This window comes from Salinicola sp. 4072, from assembly GCF_036663415.1.
In the GTDB taxonomy this organism is placed as follows: domain Bacteria; phylum Pseudomonadota; class Gammaproteobacteria; order Pseudomonadales; family Halomonadaceae; genus Salinicola; species Salinicola salarius_A.
Genome location: NZ_JAXOVV010000022.1, coordinates 1 through 14930 on the forward strand (window position 1 = coordinate 1; position 14930 = coordinate 14930).

Consider the following 14930-nt stretch of genomic DNA (forward strand, 5'->3'; position numbering starts at 1 on the left):
GGGGAAATTTCAGCGTTTTGGCATTACTCAACAGCTATTCGCGCTGAAGAAGCCGATCCTGATAAGCGATGCCACCAGTCAGTACCTTCAGACCGCTCAATCAGCACCCTCGTGAATGAGGCGGGTTTACGGGTCTATTTTTCAGACAGAGCGTAGTACGAGCTATCCGGCGATGTTGTGTTGATGTCGCGAAGACCCGATTATGACGAATGGCGCAGCGCCAATCGATAACGCGGTGTGGTAGGTTATCAAGAGTCAGGCTACGGAGATTACAGGGTGATACTCTCGTACCCCATGATTCTTGGTTCGATTGCCCTACCTGCTTTGGCGGTCGGCTTCATTACCTATGGCGTCAGCAGCCAGGTGCATGGAGATTCGGATATCGCATTTCACAGCAGCATATTGGCAGCTCTCCTGGCGATCGTCTCGATATCCATAGCGCTGGTGATTTTTCACGGGTTTGGTTTCATCGGTTTGTAATGGGGCCTTAACCAGGTGCCAGTCATGGCTTTCGTTCTGCGACTAAAACCCTATAGAGATAAATTCAAACGCTCGTTAGATTGCGGCTACGGATCTTTATGGAGCGATGTCGATGCGACAGCCGTGGCGGCAGGGCCCTCAGTCCTTATTTCCTCGTTATCGATGGAGACATTTCCCGAAGCTTTCGAGATGGCTGGTCATGACACCGCTGCTCGGTTTGTTCTGGGTAACGGTGGCGGTCGCGCAAATGCCGGATTCAACGCTGTTTTCGCTGATGCAGCGGTGGGGCAACGTCGAATATCAGATGCAGGGCGATGCGCAGTTGAAGGCTTTCGAGGACCTTGCCGACGAAGCCGATGCGCTGGCCCGCAGCCAGCCTGACGACCCTCATGTCTTGACGGCTCAAGGCGTTGTCCTGGCCTCTTTCGCCAAGGCGAAGGGCGGGCTGGGGGCGCTGGATCTGGCCAAACGGGCGCGTGCGGCGCTGGAAAAGGCGATCTCTCTCGATCCACAGGGGGAGAATGGCTCGGCTTACGTGACGCTGGGGGCGCTCTATCAGCATGCCCCGGGCTGGCCGATCGCTTTCGGAGATTCGGACAAGGCCCGGGAGCTCCTGCACAAGGCGGTCAGCATTCGTCCCGATGGCATCGATACCAACTTCTATTACGCCCAGTTTCTAGCGGAGCAGGGTGAAGATGCCGAGGCGTTGACGTACGCCAAACGCGCCGTCGATGGCCAACCTCGGGCCGGCCGTTCCTCCGATGAGGCGCTGCGGCAAGAGGCCGAGCGCTGGCTGGCCGAGCATCAGTAAGCGCGACCCAGTGCAGAGCGGCTTTGAGAAGCGGCCCTGGCCGATAGTCCAGCGCGCGCTTTCGTTGATCTGTTCATCCTAGGCTTTGTCTGAAAACTGCCTGCGCTCGGCCATACGGCGTTAAAAATCGGCTCAAAGTACTCATTTACACCGCGTAAACTCCGTCTTTTCGCCGATTTTTGCCTTGTCTGACCTTCGCTCGACGACTTTTCAGACAAAACCTAGCGATCCTGCCTGGTGGCGTCTCCTATTCGATGGTGTCGCCGCCGATCTACCCTGATTTGGCGCCGGTTTCCATGATGCCGATTTGAAGCGGGGCTAGCCTGGCTTTCGCGTGAAAACCTGCCGCATCGAACGAAAGCGCGGAAGGCCCTGCCGTAGCCGCCGGGAATGTGGCTGGCTGGCGAAACAGGGCGGCAGCGGTTGGAATCGGTTCACGGTGCCGCAATAATGAGGCTCCTGTTCCCAGGCAAGGAGCCGCGACATGGATCGTGAGATCGACCGGGTCAATCGTTTCGATGCCAAGGATATCGAGCGACTCGAAGATCAATCGCTGTACTCGGGCTTCTTTGGCCTGGAAAAACGCCGCTTGCGTCATCGCCGGTTCAATGGCGAGTGGGGCGAGGTCATCGATCGAGAAGTTCACGTTCGCCGGGATGCGGTCGGCGTACTACTCTACGATCCGATTCATGACCATGTCGTGCTGGTCGAGCAGATCCGCGCCGGCGCTTTGGACGATCCTATCTCGCCGTGGAAGCTGGAGCCGGTCGCCGGACTGGTGGAGCCCGGCGAGACACCGGCGGATGTCGCGCGCCGCGAAGCGCAGGAAGAAGCGGGTTGCGATATCGGTGAACTGATCGAGCTCCATCGCTACTATCCGAGTCCTGGCGCCTGCACCGAGCAGGTCACGCTGTTCTGTGGCCTGATCGACAGCACGGGGCTCGGCGGCATACACGGTGTCGAAAACGAACACGAAGACATTCTGGTTCACGTCATGTCGTTTCCCGAGGCATGGGATCGACTGATGGCGGGACAATTGGACAATGCCATGGCGTTGATTGGCTTTCACTGGCTGGCACGCGAGCGCGCCACACTGAGAGCCAAGGCCTGAAGCGAGAGTCGGTAGCGCAGCAGTGGCGGCAAGTCGTCGACGATCACCTGCGGCTGCGCCGGACACTCGAGCTGACTGGAGGCCGTCATGCGCCAGGAGAACACCATGAGAAAGACCGCTTACGTCACCGATCTCAAGACGCTTCAGGCGGAGTGCAGCAGCAATTATCTGCGGCTGTGCCGTCTCGTCATGGATATGGAGCCGGGTGACATCAAGGAAGTGCCGCTGGCGGGCGAACACGCACGCTTCGGGACTCTGTGGTTCGAGGTGCTCGAGCAGGCGCCGTACACCACGGTTGCGCGGGTTTCCCAGACCGGCGTGCTGGACAGCTTCGTCGATTCGCCGCGGATGACGGTGCATCTTTACCACGATGCGGACATGGCGGAAGTGACCGACTTTCAGCGTCAACGCCATTTCCAGGGTCGCTATCGCTATCCCAACCCGCAGATGCACCAGCCCGATGAAAAATTGCAGCTCAACCGCTTTCTGGGGGAGTGGCTGCAGCATGGGCTGGCGCACGGTCACGCCGTCGACGTACCGGAAACGCCTTGATGCGCCTGATCCAGATCACCGATTGTCACCTGTTGGCCGACCCTCGAGGCACGTCGCGCAAGGGGTTTCCGCTGCGCCAGTTGCAGGCGGTCGTCGAGCGCGCCAGGGCGCTGCGGCCCGATATTCTGCTGGTCACCGGCGATATTGCCGAGGATGAGACACCTGCTGCCTATCGCCACGCCAGCCAGGCCTTCGCGGCCGTGGGGTGCCCGTGGTTCTGGATCCCCGGCAACCACGATCAGCCGGAGCTGATGGAAGAGTGCCAGCCTTTTCACGAAGAGCTCGATCTCGACGGTTGGCGGGTGTTGTTGCTGAACTCTCGGATCAGCGGTCAACCCGGCGGAGAATTGGGGCAGGACCAGCTGCAGCGGCTGGCGTGGCAGCTCGAGGCGGACGATCGCCCGACGCTGGTCGCGCTGCATCATCTGCCGCTGGATATCGGTTCGGTCTGGATGGACGCGATCGGTCTGAAGGACCGGGACGCGCTGTGGCAAACGCTCTCGCCCTATTCGCAGGTCAAGGCCTTGATCTGTGGTCATATCCATCAGGCGTTTGCCGCCTGGCAGGGCGTCGTGGCTGTCTATGGGTGTCCGTCGACCTCGGATCAGTTCCTGCCGAAGAGCCATGAGTTCGCGATCGACGAGGCGGCGCGGCCCGGTTTACGTGTCGTCGATCTGCGCGGTGAGTCGTTGTCTACCTGGATCGAACGCGTCGATCTCTAGCTGTTTATAACCAAAAACGCTTTTTGGATCATCTTTGATTCTTTGACGTTATTACCGAAGTCTCGCTAGGGTTGACTCCCAGAGAAGCCCATATTCTGTTTTGCCATCTGATTTCAGAGGGCGACCGTGAGACATCGACCATGACAGCTCCTATCGTCAGCGCTCAGCGCCAGACCCATCTCAAGCAGCTCGAAGCCGAGTCCATCCATATCATCCGCGAGGTCGCCGCCGAGTTCGGCAACCCGGTGATGCTCTATTCGATCGGCAAGGACTCCTCGGTGATGCTGCACCTCGCACGTAAGGCGTTCTATCCCGGGCCGCCACCGTTCCCGCTGATGCACGTCAACACCACCTGGAAGTTCAAGGAAATGATCGAGTTCCGCGACCGGATGGCCGCGGACGTCGGGATGGAGTTGATCGAGCATATCAACGAGGAAGGCCGCGCCGCCGGCATCAACCCGTTCGACCACGGCAGCGCCAAGTACACCGACATCATGAAGACCCAGTCGCTCAAGCAGGCACTGGACAAGTACGGCTTCGATGCCGCCTTCGGTGGCGCCCGTCGCGACGAGGAAGCCTCCCGCGCCAAGGAGCGCGTCTACTCCTTCCGTGACAAGCACCATCGCTGGGACCCCAAGAACCAGCGCCCCGAGCTGTGGAACCTCTACAACGGCAAGGTCAACAAGGGCGAATCGATCCGCGTCTTCCCGCTCTCCAACTGGACCGAGCTGGATATCTGGCAGTACATCTATCTCGAATCGATCCCCATCGTCCCGCTGTACTACTCCGCACCGCGCCCCGTGGTCGAACGCGACGGCATGCTGGTGATGGTCGACGACGATCGCCTGCCGCTGGAACCCGGCGAAGTCCCCGAAGAGAAATGGGTCCGCTTCCGCACGCTCGGCTGCTACCCGCTCACCGGCGCGGTGGAATCGAAAGCCGCCACGCTGCCCGAGATCATCCAGGAGATGCTGCTCACCCGCACCTCAGAGCGCTCCGGCCGCGCCATCGACCGCGACCAGGTCGGCTCGATGGAGAAGAAGAAGCGGGAGGGATACTTCTGAGCTTCGAGCTTCGAGCTTCGAGCTTCGAGCTTCGAGCTTCGAGCTTCGAGCTTCGAGCTTCGAAAGGGATTGCGAACTTTCGGCGTGATCAAATCCTGATTTTCGCGGCTCGCCCATAACCTGACCACTGAACATGCAGAGTGCACAGCCTGCTTGTAGCCCGAAGCTCGTGGCTCGCAGCGCTCGTGTTCTCCACTCATGAGGGAGAAAGAACCGTGTCCCACCAATCCACGCTGATCGCCGACAATATCGGCCAGTACCTCAAAGAGCACGAGCAGAAAGATCTGCTGCGCTTCATCACCTGCGGCAGCGTCGATGACGGCAAGTCGACTCTGATCGGTCGGCTGCTGCACGACTCAAAGATGATCTACGAAGATCAGCTGGCGGCGATCACCCAGGCTTCCAAGACCAGCGGGACGACCGGCGACAAGGTCGATCTGGCGCTGCTGGTCGATGGCCTGCAGTCCGAGCGGGAGCAGGGCATCACCATCGATGTCGCCTACCGGTTCTTCTCCACCGACAAGCGCAAGTTCATCATCGCCGATACCCCGGGCCACGAGCAGTACACCCGCAACATGGCCACCGGGGCTTCCACCGCCAGCCTGGCGGTGATCCTGATCGACGCGCGCTATGGCGTGCAGGTGCAGACCCGGCGGCACAGCTTCATCGCCGATCTGCTGGGGATCAAGCACCTGGTGATCGCGGTCAACAAGATGGACCTGGTCGACTACTCGCAGGCGCGCTTCGATGAGATCGTCGCTGATTATCGCGAGTTCGCCGAGAAGCTCGACGCGACGGACATCCGCTTCGTGCCGATGTCGGCACTCGACGGCGACAACGTCGTCAACCGCAGCGAGCGCATGGCGTGGTACCAGGTCGACGGCGCGCCGGGGCCCGCGATGCTCGAACTGCTCGAAAGCGTCGAGATCGCCCACGACAGCAACCTTTCCGACCTGCGCCTGCCGGTCCAGTACGTCAATCGACCCAATCTCGATTTTCGCGGCTACTGCGGCACGCTCGAGGCGGGCATCCTGCGTCCCGGTCAGGCGGTCAAGGCGCTACCGTCGGGCAAACGTTCCGTCATCGACCGCATCGTCACCTTCGATGGCGATCTGGAAGAAGCCTATCCCGGCCAAGCGGTCACCGTGACCCTGCGCGACGAGATCGACATCTCCCGTGGGGACTGGCTGGTGGCGGCGGATGCGGAAGTCGCGCAGTCCGACGCGCTGGAAGCCGACATCGTCTGGATGCACGATGCCGCCCTCGAGCCGGGCCGGCTCTACGACTTCAAGATCGGCACGCAGGAAATCGCCGGCAAGGTCGCGGCGATCGACTATCAGATCGACGTCAATACGCTCGAGCATCACGAGGCCACCAGCCTGCCGCTCAATGCCATCGGCCGCTGCCGGATCGAGCTGACTGCCAGCGTGCCGCTGGACGACTACCGCAAGAGCCCCGGCACAGGCAGTTTCGTGGTGATCGATCGGCTGACCAATATCACGGTCGGTGCGGGCCTGATTCGCGGCGCGGCGGAAGGGGCCGCGGACGACTCGAAACAAGCGGGTGAAGTCGACTGGCAGGCGTTCGAAATCGATTTCAACGCGCTGATCCGCAAGCATTTCCCGCACTGGGAAGCGAAGGATGTAAAACAGCTATTCCAAAATTAGTGTTCTTTGATGTATCTTTAAGTAACGGAATGCGTTCACGCCACTCCCGGGAGTGGCGTTTTCATGTCCGCACTCTGCAAACTGGATTAACCGCCGCATTTTGCAAACGGATGATGCTCTCTATCAGTTGACCGCTTCTCGCTCCCAACCGGCCGGGAGGAGATCGTGACTGTCGTGCCTGGATGCTCGCTGCGGATAGCCCGATGTCTGGCCGGAGCCACAGACCGAGGTAGATGATGACCACGATCGTATGGGATGGAACGACATTGGCGACGGATTCGCTGATCAGTGTCAATGGATCGACATACAACCATGCGCAAAAGCTCTTTCGACTCGACAACGGCGAATGGGTGGCATTCGCCGGTGAGCAACAAGGCTGGTGGGAAGTAATGGAGTGGCTCAATGCCGGCTCCCCCAGGCATGCCAAACCCCATGTCACTCGGATCGAAATGATCATCGTGGGGCCCGATGGCGTATTCGAGATGTTCGATCGTCTGGTGCGCATGCCTGTCACAGGCCCCATCGCCTATGGTACCGGGTGGAAATGGGCGCTGGCGGCTATCGATCACGGCAAGGATGCGGTCGCCGCCGTGAAATACGCGGCCACGCGGGATCACGATACCGGCGGCGAGGTCCAGGCGGTAACGCCCCGAATGCAGACCTCCGTCACGTTTGACGAGATGATGCAAGAAGCGGAAACGAGCGTGGCCTAGGGCCTGTTGCCGTTTCAGCGAGACCCGCGTTGCGGCGCCAAACAGGCCCTGGCGCCGCGACGGCGTGCGTGCCGATTCGCTGCGCTATGGCTATTTCCTTCCTGGGGCTTATCATTGACTGATGGCACGTTAGGACCTGTCCACGACTTCCGATGTCGGAAGTGAGGTCGTGTTCGAAAACGTGCGTCTCGTTTCCAAAGGATGATCGGCATGCAACAGGTCAATTGGCAGCTCGACGGTATCGTTACCCAACTACGCGCGACTCGTGAACAGTGGCGCGCTCAGAATGGCCGGGAGAGAGAGAAGGGTTGTCGTGAGTTGCCGTCACGACATCGCATCCGGGAAACGCTGGACTTCCTGAGCGGGGCCATCTTTCCGATGCGCCTGGGGCCCTCCGATCTGCGCAAGGAGAGCGAGGACTTCTACGTCGGCCACACGCTGGATCGTGCGCTCAATGCGCTGCACGAGGAAGTGCTGCTCGAGTTGCGCTACATGGCACGGCTCAACGGCGACAAGACCTCCGAGCACCAGGCGGCGGCAACGCAGATCATCCAGGACTTCGCGGATGACCTGCCCAGCCTGCGCCGGCGTCTCGATGGCGATGTGATGGCCGCCTATTATGGCGATCCGGCGGCGCGCAGCGTCGATGAAGTCCTGCTCTGCTATCCCGGCGTCCATGCCGTGATCTACCACCGCATCGCCCACTATTTCTATCAGGCGGGCGCCGGGCTGGTGGCTCGCATCATTGCCGAGCTGGCGCATTCCGATACCGGCATCGACATTCATCCCGGCGCCCAGATCGGCGAAGGCTTCTTCATCGATCACGGTACCGGTGTGGTCATCGGCGAAACCGCGATCATCGGCAACCGGGTACGGCTCTACCAGGCGGTCACGCTCGGCGCCAAACGCTTCCCGGCCGACGAGAAAGGGCATCTCGAAAAAGGCTTGCCGCGCCACCCGATCGTCGAGGACGACGTGGTCATCTACGCAGGCGCGACCATTCTGGGGCGCATCACGGTGGGGCAAGGTTCGGTGATCGGCGGGAATGTCTGGCTGACCTGTAGCGTACCGGCGAAGAGCAATATCACCCAGGCCAATATCCAGAGCGGACCGTGCCCGTGAGGCACCGTCTTCTCTAGTCCAAATCGGGTCTAGTTCAAATCAGGTCTAGTCCAAATCAGGTCTAGTTCAAATCGGGTCTGGTCCACATCTCGCCCAACGCAACGCTCGCTAGCGTAAACCCCGCCCCGATCCTATTGCGCAGACATCGGCCGGCATCGCACTGCCGGCCGATGCCGTACTGGTCGCGCCGAACGCCGGCAGCGCTGCGATTATCGCTTCGGTTTGCGGGCGATCAGCGTGGCCCGACGCGGCGCGGGGTAGCCTTCGATGGTTAGATTGCGATTCTTCGGGTCGAGGAAATCGGCCAGCGAATGAAACTGCATCCAGTCGGTCGAGCGCTGTTCGTCGAGCGTGGTGACCGTTTCGTCGACACAGCGAATGGCTTCGAAGCCGCAGCGCTCAAGCCAGTGCGCCAGGGCGCTTGACGAGGGCAGGAAGTAGACGTTGGGCATGCTGGCATAGCGTTCGCCGGGCATGAACACGGTGCGCTCGTCACCCTCGACCACCAGCGTCTCCAGCACCAGCTCGCCGCCGGGCACCAGCGCTTCCTTCAGCTGCAGCAGGTGATCCAGCGGCGAAGAGCGGTGGTAGAGCACGCCCATCGAAAACACGGTATCGAAGGCGGCGAGCTTCGACGGAACGTCTTCGATGCCGACCGGCAGAAAGTGGGTGCGTTCGCCATCGGCATCGCCCACGAAGTGACGCACGGCGTGGAACTGGTAGTAGAAGCGCGGCGAGGGGTCGATCACCAGCACGAACGCGGCGCCGGCGCCGGCCATGCGCCAGGCGTGATAGCCGTTGCCGCCGCCGACATCCAGAATGCGACGGCCGGCGAGGGGCGACAGGTGCGGCGCGACCCGCTGCCATTTCCAGTCCGAGCGCCACTCGGTATCGATATCGATGTCGCCGAGACGATAAGGCCCCTTGCGCCACGGCATCAGGATCTTGAGCAGATTCTCGCAGCGCCGACGCTCGGCGTCGCTCAGCTCGAGCGCTACCGTGACACGGTCGGCCTGCAGGTTCACTTGCCGTGTCGACGACAACGCCGGCAGTTTGGCCACTGCCTTTTCCCACGCCGGCAGATCGCCGTGGCGGCGCCGATCGAGCCCGCGCGCCAGCTGTTCCGGAAGCAGCGCCAGCCAGCGGGTCAGGCCATGTTCGAGAAAGGCGAGATAGAGCCGGCGTTCGGCGTCCTTGAGCGTATCGATAGCGACGTCAGACATCCTCGAACGCGGCCTTCTCTTGGGATGTCGCCTTGCCCTTGAACGCGGCCTTGTCCTTGAAAGCGACGAGGGAGGCGAAGTTGAGATACTGGAACCAGGTCGTGACGCGCGAGAAGCCAGTCCTGGTCAACCGTTCGTGATGCGCCGCCAGCGTATCCGGCACCAGCACGTTTTCCAGCGCGGTACGCTTCTGGCTGATCTCCATGTCGCTGTAGCCGTTGGCCCGCTTGAAGTCGTGGTAGCGTTCCACCAGCCAGGCGTTTTCCTGCTCGTCTTCCGCGACGATCTTCTCCGACAGTACCAGGATGCCGCCGGGCTCCAGTGCCGCGAACAGCCTGGCGATCACCGCATCGCGATCCGCCGGCGGCAAAAACTGCAGCGTGAAGTTGAGCACGATCATGCCGCTGGGCCGATAGTCCAGATGACGGATATCCCCCTCGACGAACTGGATCCGATGATCCGGACTTTCGGCGGCGGCGGTTTCGCGGGCCCGGGCGATCATCGTCGGAGAGAGGTCGACGCCGGTCAGTTCGAAGGCGTCGGCAGGCAGGCGCCCGGCCAGTGCCAGCCCGACCGCGCCCAGCGAGCAGCCCAGGTCGTAGACATGGGCGCCATGGCGCAGGTGGCGTTCGGCGATGACGCCGAGCATGCCGAGAATCTGGCCGTAGCCGGGAATCGAACGCCGGACCATGTCCGGGAAGCACGCCACGACCTGCTCGTCGAACGAGAAGCTCGCCACACGATCAAGGGGTGTCGAAAAGATGGCGTCACGGTAAGATGCGTCAATCATTGCCGGAAGATATTCTTAATTGGGAGAGCGTGAAGCGAGCGCAACAACTGTCATGACTCGCTACGGCCATAGTGTACGTTTTGCGCCTCTTCGCTGCACGTGACAAGGAGAGCATTAGATGTCGATTCGTGAGACCCAGGCATGGAAAGCGCTCGAGCAGCAGCTCGAAGGGGGGATGCGGGAGGTTCATCTGAAGACCCTGTTCCAGCAGTCGCCGCGCTTCGAGACGTTCTATCTGGAAGCCGCCGGCATCCAGATGGATCTGTCCAAGCAGCGCTGGACGACGGAAGTCCGGGAGCAGTTGCTCTCGCTGGCGCGGGAAGCCGGCGTGCCCGAGGCGGTGCAACGCCTGCTCTCGGGGGAGCGGGTCAACCACACCGAGGACCGCCCGGCGCTGCATACCGCATTGCGTCTGCCGCGGGATGCCAGGCTCGAGGTCGAAGGCGTCGATGTGGTTGGCGAAGTGCATGCCACCCTCGACAAGATGGAAACGCTGGTCAACAAGCTGCTGAACGGTCAATGGCGCGGCGCGACCGGCAAGCCGATCACCGATGTGGTCAACCTCGGCGTCGGCGGTTCGGACCTGGGGCCGTTGATGGTCACGTCCGCACTGACCGATTTCGAGCCCGATGATGTCTTCGAGGTATCGACCCACTTCGCGTCGACCATGGACGGCTCGCAGCTGGCCGACTTTCTGAGCTGGCTCAACCCCGAAACCACGCTGTTCATCCTGTCGTCGAAGTCCTTCGGCACCATCGATACGCTGTCGAACGCCTCCACTGCGCTGGACTGGATCTCCACGCGCCTGGGCGGCGACGAAGCGCTGATCAAGCGCTTCCACTTCGTCGGCGTTTCCACCAAGCCCGACAAGATGACCGAATGGGGCATCGATCCGGCCAACCAGCTGCTGTTCTGGGACTGGGTCGGCGGTCGCTACTCGCTGTGGAGCGCCATCGGGCTGCCCATTGCCATTCGTGTCGGCATGGACAACTTCCGTCAGCTGCTGGCGGGTGCCCACGCCATGGACGAGCACTTCCGTACCGCCGAGCTGAAGGACAATCTACCGGTCCAGCTGGCGCTGATCGGCATCTGGAACGTCAACTTCCTCGATATCCGCTCCCACGCGGTGCTGCCGTACGATGGGCGCCTCAAGCACCTGCCGGGGTACTTCCAGCAGCTCGAGATGGAATCCAACGGCAAGTCCGTCACCAATAATGACGAAGTGGTCGACTATTCCACCTGCCCGGTGATCTGGGGCGAGATCGGCCCCAACGGCCAGCACGCGTTCTACCAGCTGCTGCACCAGGGCACGCAGCCGGTGGCGTGCGACTTCATCGCGCCGGTCAATCGCTACAACGATGTCGAGGACGAACGCTTCCGTGACGACCTGATGGCCCAGCACCGGCTGGCACTGGCCAACTGCTTCGCTCAGTCCCGCGTGCTGATGCTCGGCGACGACGCGGTGAAGTCCGAGAGCACGCCGCCCAGCTACAAGCGTTACCGCGGCAACCAGCCCTCTTCCACGCTGATGTTCGACAGCCTCAACCCGGCCACGCTGGGTGCTCTGATCGCGCTCTACGAGCACAAGGTGTTCGTGCAGGGCGTGATCTGGGACATCGACTCGTTCGACCAGTGGGGCGTCGAGCTGGGCAAGAAGATCGCTACCGAGACCGAAGAGATCATCGCCACGCAGAACGGTCTGGAGACGCTCGACGACTCCAGCCGCGGGCTGATTCAGGCGATCTGGAAAGGACAGGAGTCCCGGTGATCGGCCGGTGTCGCGAAAGCGGCGAGGTCTCGGATGTCCAGCGAGCCAGGTGAGGGAGCCATGTCGAGCGAGTCGCTTTCGGTAGCAAGGCCGGCCAGGGCGCTGCTGTACCTGCATGGCTTCAACAGCAGCAGCGCTTCGCCCAAGGCCCGGCTGGTCAAGGCGGCCTGCGAGACGCTGGCCCGACACGAGGGTCGCCCGTTCGCGTGTCTGACCCCGGATTTGTCGTACCGGCCGGACCTGGCCTGGCAGCAGGCCGAAGCGGCACTCGAGTCGCTGGGCCATGAAGATACGCTGCTGGTCGGCAGTTCCATGGGCGGCTTCCTGGCCACGCTGCTGGCGGAGCGCTACGGGCTGCGGGCCGTACTGATCAATCCGGCGGTACGGCCCGCCCGCTTCGTGGCCGATTACCTGGGGCAGACGTTGCTCAACGACGCCTCCGGCGAGCAGTTCACGATCGACAATAGTTATTTCGATCAATTGACCGCCCTGCAGTGGGAACGCATCGTGCATCCCTCGCGCTATCTTCTGCTGCTCGGCAGCGCCGACGAGACGCTGGATTGCCGTGAGGCGCTGCGCGCCTATGCCGGCAGTCGCGCCCTGATTCACCCCGGTGGCGACCACAGTTTCGGTGTGCTGCCCGAGTATCTGCCGGCGCTCTTCGCTCACGGCGGCTGGCACGTGCCGAGATCCCTCGTGCTGTCCTGAGAGCCTCGCGTCAGCATCGGGCGGCAACGCGGTACTGTAGATTTGACCAGTAGGGTGTATCATCGTCGCCAGCCTGCATGGGGTGGAGATGTCGCGATTCGGCTCGTACCGGCGATCACGCCTCGCTAGCGCCAGCCATGGCTCGCGCCAGACGTGCCGCGACGATTCGATGACGCAGCGGTCTCCACCCTGCAACGTCGATCCTGCAACTTTGACCCTGTGACTTTGACCTTACAAACGTGGCGAGACCCTGCATGACGCAATACAGCGCCAGTTCCATCGAGGTGCTTTCCGGCCTCGATCCGGTCCGCAAGCGGCCGGGCATGTACACCGACACCACCCGTCCCAACCACCTGGTGCAGGAAGTCATCGACAACAGCGTCGATGAGGCCCTGGCGGGATACGCCCACGAGATTCGGGTCGTTCTGTTGGACGACGGCGGCATCGAGGTTTCCGACGACGGCCGGGGCATGCCGATCGACGTGCATCCCGAACATGGCGTGACCGGGGTCGAGCTGATCCTCACCCGGCTGCACGCCGGCGGCAAGTTCTCCCAGTCCAGCTACCGCTTTTCCGGCGGCCTGCATGGGGTCGGCGTATCGGTGGTCAACGCGCTGTCGACGCGGCTCGAGGTCGAGGTGTGCCGCGAGGGCAATCGCTACGGTATCGCCTTCGAGAAGGGAGAGAAGGCCGAGGAGCTCTCGGTCATCGGCAGCTGTGCCAAGCGTGCCACGGGAACGGTGGTGCGTTTCTGGCCGGAGGCGGAATACTTCGACAGCCCCAGGCTGTCACTGCCGAAGCTGAAACACCTGATGCGCGCCAAGGCGGTGCTCTGCCCCGGCCTCAAGGTGGTGCTCAAGGAAACCGATGGCGCCGAGAGCGTCTGGCAGTACGAAGACGGCCTGCGGGACTATCTGGCCCAGGCAGTCGACGGTTTCGACGTGCTGCCGGCATCGCCGTTCACCGGCCACTTCGAGGACGAGGAGCAGGGCGTCGACTGGGCCATTCAGTGGCTGCCGGAAGGTGGCGAGCCGGTCCTCGAATCCTACGTCAACCTGATCCCCACGCCGCTCGGCGGTACCCACGTCAACGGCTTCCGCAGCGGCCTGCTCGAAGCGGTACGCGAGTTCTGCGAATACCGCAGTCTGCTACCGCGCGGCGTCAAGCTGTCGCCGGAGGACCTGTGGGAGCGGGTATCGTTCGTGCTCTCGATCAAGATGCTCGACCCGCAATTCGCCGGGCAGACCAAGGAGCGGCTGTCGTCACGCACGGTGGCGGGCTTCGTCTCCGGCGTGGTCAAGGACGCCTTCTCGCTGTGGCTCAACCACCATGTCGATCAGGCCGAACAACTGGCCGAACTGGTGATCAGCGCCGCCCAGCGGCGCCAGAAGAGCGCCAAGAAGGTCGCGCGCAAGAAGGTCACATCGGGGCCGGCGTTGCCCGGCAAGCTGGCCGACTGCTCCGGCCAGGATCCGGTATCGAGCGAACTGTTCCTGGTCGAGGGGGATTCCGCCGGCGGCAGTGCCAAGCAGGCGCGCAACCGCGAAACCCAGGCGATCCTGCCGCTGCGCGGCAAGATCCTCAACACCTGGGAAGTCGAATCCGCCGATATCTACAGCTCGCAGGAAGTGCACGACATCGCCGTGGCGATCGGTCTCGATCCGGGCAGCGACGATCTTTCCAAGCTGCGCTACCACAAGGTCTGCATTCTCGCCGACGCCGACTCCGACGGTCTCCACATCGCCACGCTGCTGTGTGCGCTGTTCGTGCGCCACTTCCCGGCGCTGGTCGATGCTGGCCACGTCTTCGTCGCCATGCCGCCGCTTTATCGCATCGACCTGGGCAAGGAAGTCTTCTACGCCCTCGACGAGAGCGAGAAGGCCGCGACGCTCAAGCGCCTCGAAGGCAAGCGCGGCACGCCCAACGTCCAGCGCTTCAAGGGGCTGGGCGAGATGAGCCCGCTGCAGCTGCGCGAGACCACCATGGCCGTCGACACCCGACGACTGGTCCAGCTCACTCGAGAACTTAACGACGGCACGCTGGAAATGATGGACATGCTGCTGGCGCGCAAGCGAGCCGCCGATCGCAAGAGTTGGTTGGAAGATTACGGCAATCTCGCCGAGATCGAGGTCTGAGCTACGAGCTACGAGCTACGAGCTACGAGCTACGAGCTACGAGCTACGAGCCGTGGGGTTCGCA

Annotated in this window: 14 protein-coding genes; 12 read left to right on the forward strand and 2 right to left on the reverse strand. The window is 62.2% G+C overall.

Annotated elements, in window-relative coordinates:
• Nucleotides 1-294: 294 nt before the first annotated feature.
• From R3F72_RS14170 to epsC, 9 genes are all read left to right on the forward strand, one after another.
• The gene (locus tag R3F72_RS14170) at nucleotides 295-480 is read left to right on the forward strand and encodes a hypothetical protein (RefSeq protein ID WP_332779972.1); all 186 of its coding nucleotides are present in this window, start codon (nucleotides 295-297) and stop codon (nucleotides 478-480) included.
• A 199-nt stretch (nucleotides 481-679) separates the two neighbouring features.
• Nucleotides 680-1291, forward strand: a complete 612-nt coding sequence (locus R3F72_RS14175) for a TRAP transporter TatT component family protein (RefSeq protein ID WP_332779973.1) — start codon at nucleotides 680-682, stop codon at nucleotides 1289-1291.
• A 484-nt stretch (nucleotides 1292-1775) separates the two neighbouring features.
• Nucleotides 1776-2402, forward strand: coding sequence for an NUDIX domain-containing protein (locus R3F72_RS14180; RefSeq protein ID WP_332779974.1), 627 nt, complete (start codon nucleotides 1776-1778; stop codon nucleotides 2400-2402).
• 105 nt (nucleotides 2403-2507) lie between these two features.
• Nucleotides 2508-2954, forward strand: coding sequence for a DUF1249 domain-containing protein (locus R3F72_RS14185; RefSeq protein WP_071230002.1), 447 nt, complete (start codon nucleotides 2508-2510; stop codon nucleotides 2952-2954).
• Nucleotides 2954-3676, forward strand: a complete 723-nt coding sequence (locus tag R3F72_RS14190; RefSeq protein WP_332779975.1) for a phosphodiesterase — start codon at nucleotides 2954-2956, stop codon at nucleotides 3674-3676. The genes R3F72_RS14185 and R3F72_RS14190 overlap by 1 nt, the downstream gene beginning before the upstream one ends.
• Nucleotides 3677-3816: 140 nt before the next feature.
• Nucleotides 3817-4740: a sulfate adenylyltransferase subunit CysD gene (gene cysD, locus R3F72_RS14195; RefSeq protein WP_087719380.1), complete on the forward strand. Its 924-nt coding sequence runs from the start codon at nucleotides 3817-3819 to the stop codon at nucleotides 4738-4740.
• Between the two features lie 215 nt (nucleotides 4741-4955).
• On the forward strand, nucleotides 4956-6407 hold the full coding sequence (cysN, locus tag R3F72_RS14200) for a sulfate adenylyltransferase subunit CysN (protein WP_332779976.1): 1452 nt from the start codon (nucleotides 4956-4958) through the stop codon (nucleotides 6405-6407).
• A gap of 236 nt (nucleotides 6408-6643) precedes the next feature.
• The gene (locus R3F72_RS14205; RefSeq protein ID WP_087719378.1) at nucleotides 6644-7120 is read left to right on the forward strand and encodes a 20S proteasome subunit A/B; all 477 of its coding nucleotides are present in this window, start codon (nucleotides 6644-6646) and stop codon (nucleotides 7118-7120) included.
• Nucleotides 7121-7330: 210 nt separating this feature from the next.
• Entirely contained in the window at nucleotides 7331-8242 is a 912-nt protein-coding gene (epsC, locus tag R3F72_RS14210) for a serine O-acetyltransferase EpsC (protein ID WP_332779977.1), read from the forward strand.
• 209 nt (nucleotides 8243-8451) lie between these two features.
• On the opposite strand, the gene cmoB is transcribed toward epsC, so the two are convergent.
• Together cmoB and cmoA are read right to left on the reverse strand one after the other, a co-directional pair.
• The gene (gene cmoB / locus R3F72_RS14215) at nucleotides 8452-9465 is read right to left on the reverse strand and encodes a tRNA 5-methoxyuridine(34)/uridine 5-oxyacetic acid(34) synthase CmoB (RefSeq protein WP_332779978.1); all 1014 of its coding nucleotides are present in this window, start codon (nucleotides 9463-9465) and stop codon (nucleotides 8452-8454) included.
• Entirely contained in the window at nucleotides 9458-10255 is a 798-nt protein-coding gene (gene cmoA / locus R3F72_RS14220) for a carboxy-S-adenosyl-L-methionine synthase CmoA (protein WP_332779979.1), read from the reverse strand. The genes cmoB and cmoA overlap by 8 nt, the downstream gene beginning before the upstream one ends.
• Before the next feature lie 118 nt (nucleotides 10256-10373).
• On the opposite strand from cmoA, the gene pgi reads away from it, so the two are divergent.
• The 3 genes from pgi to parE all read left to right on the forward strand — a co-directional run bounded on the left by pgi (nucleotide 10374) and on the right by parE (nucleotide 14866).
• Nucleotides 10374-12023 (forward strand): glucose-6-phosphate isomerase, encoded by a 1650-nt coding sequence (pgi, locus tag R3F72_RS14225; protein ID WP_332779980.1) that lies wholly within the window; start codon nucleotides 10374-10376, stop codon nucleotides 12021-12023.
• Nucleotides 12024-12083: 60 nt separating this feature from the next.
• Entirely contained in the window at nucleotides 12084-12731 is a 648-nt protein-coding gene (locus tag R3F72_RS14230) for a YqiA/YcfP family alpha/beta fold hydrolase (protein ID WP_110636962.1), read from the forward strand.
• A 254-nt stretch (nucleotides 12732-12985) separates the two neighbouring features.
• Nucleotides 12986-14866: a DNA topoisomerase IV subunit B gene (gene parE, locus R3F72_RS14235; protein WP_332779981.1), complete on the forward strand. Its 1881-nt coding sequence runs from the start codon at nucleotides 12986-12988 to the stop codon at nucleotides 14864-14866.
• Nucleotides 14867-14930 lie beyond the last annotated feature (64 nt).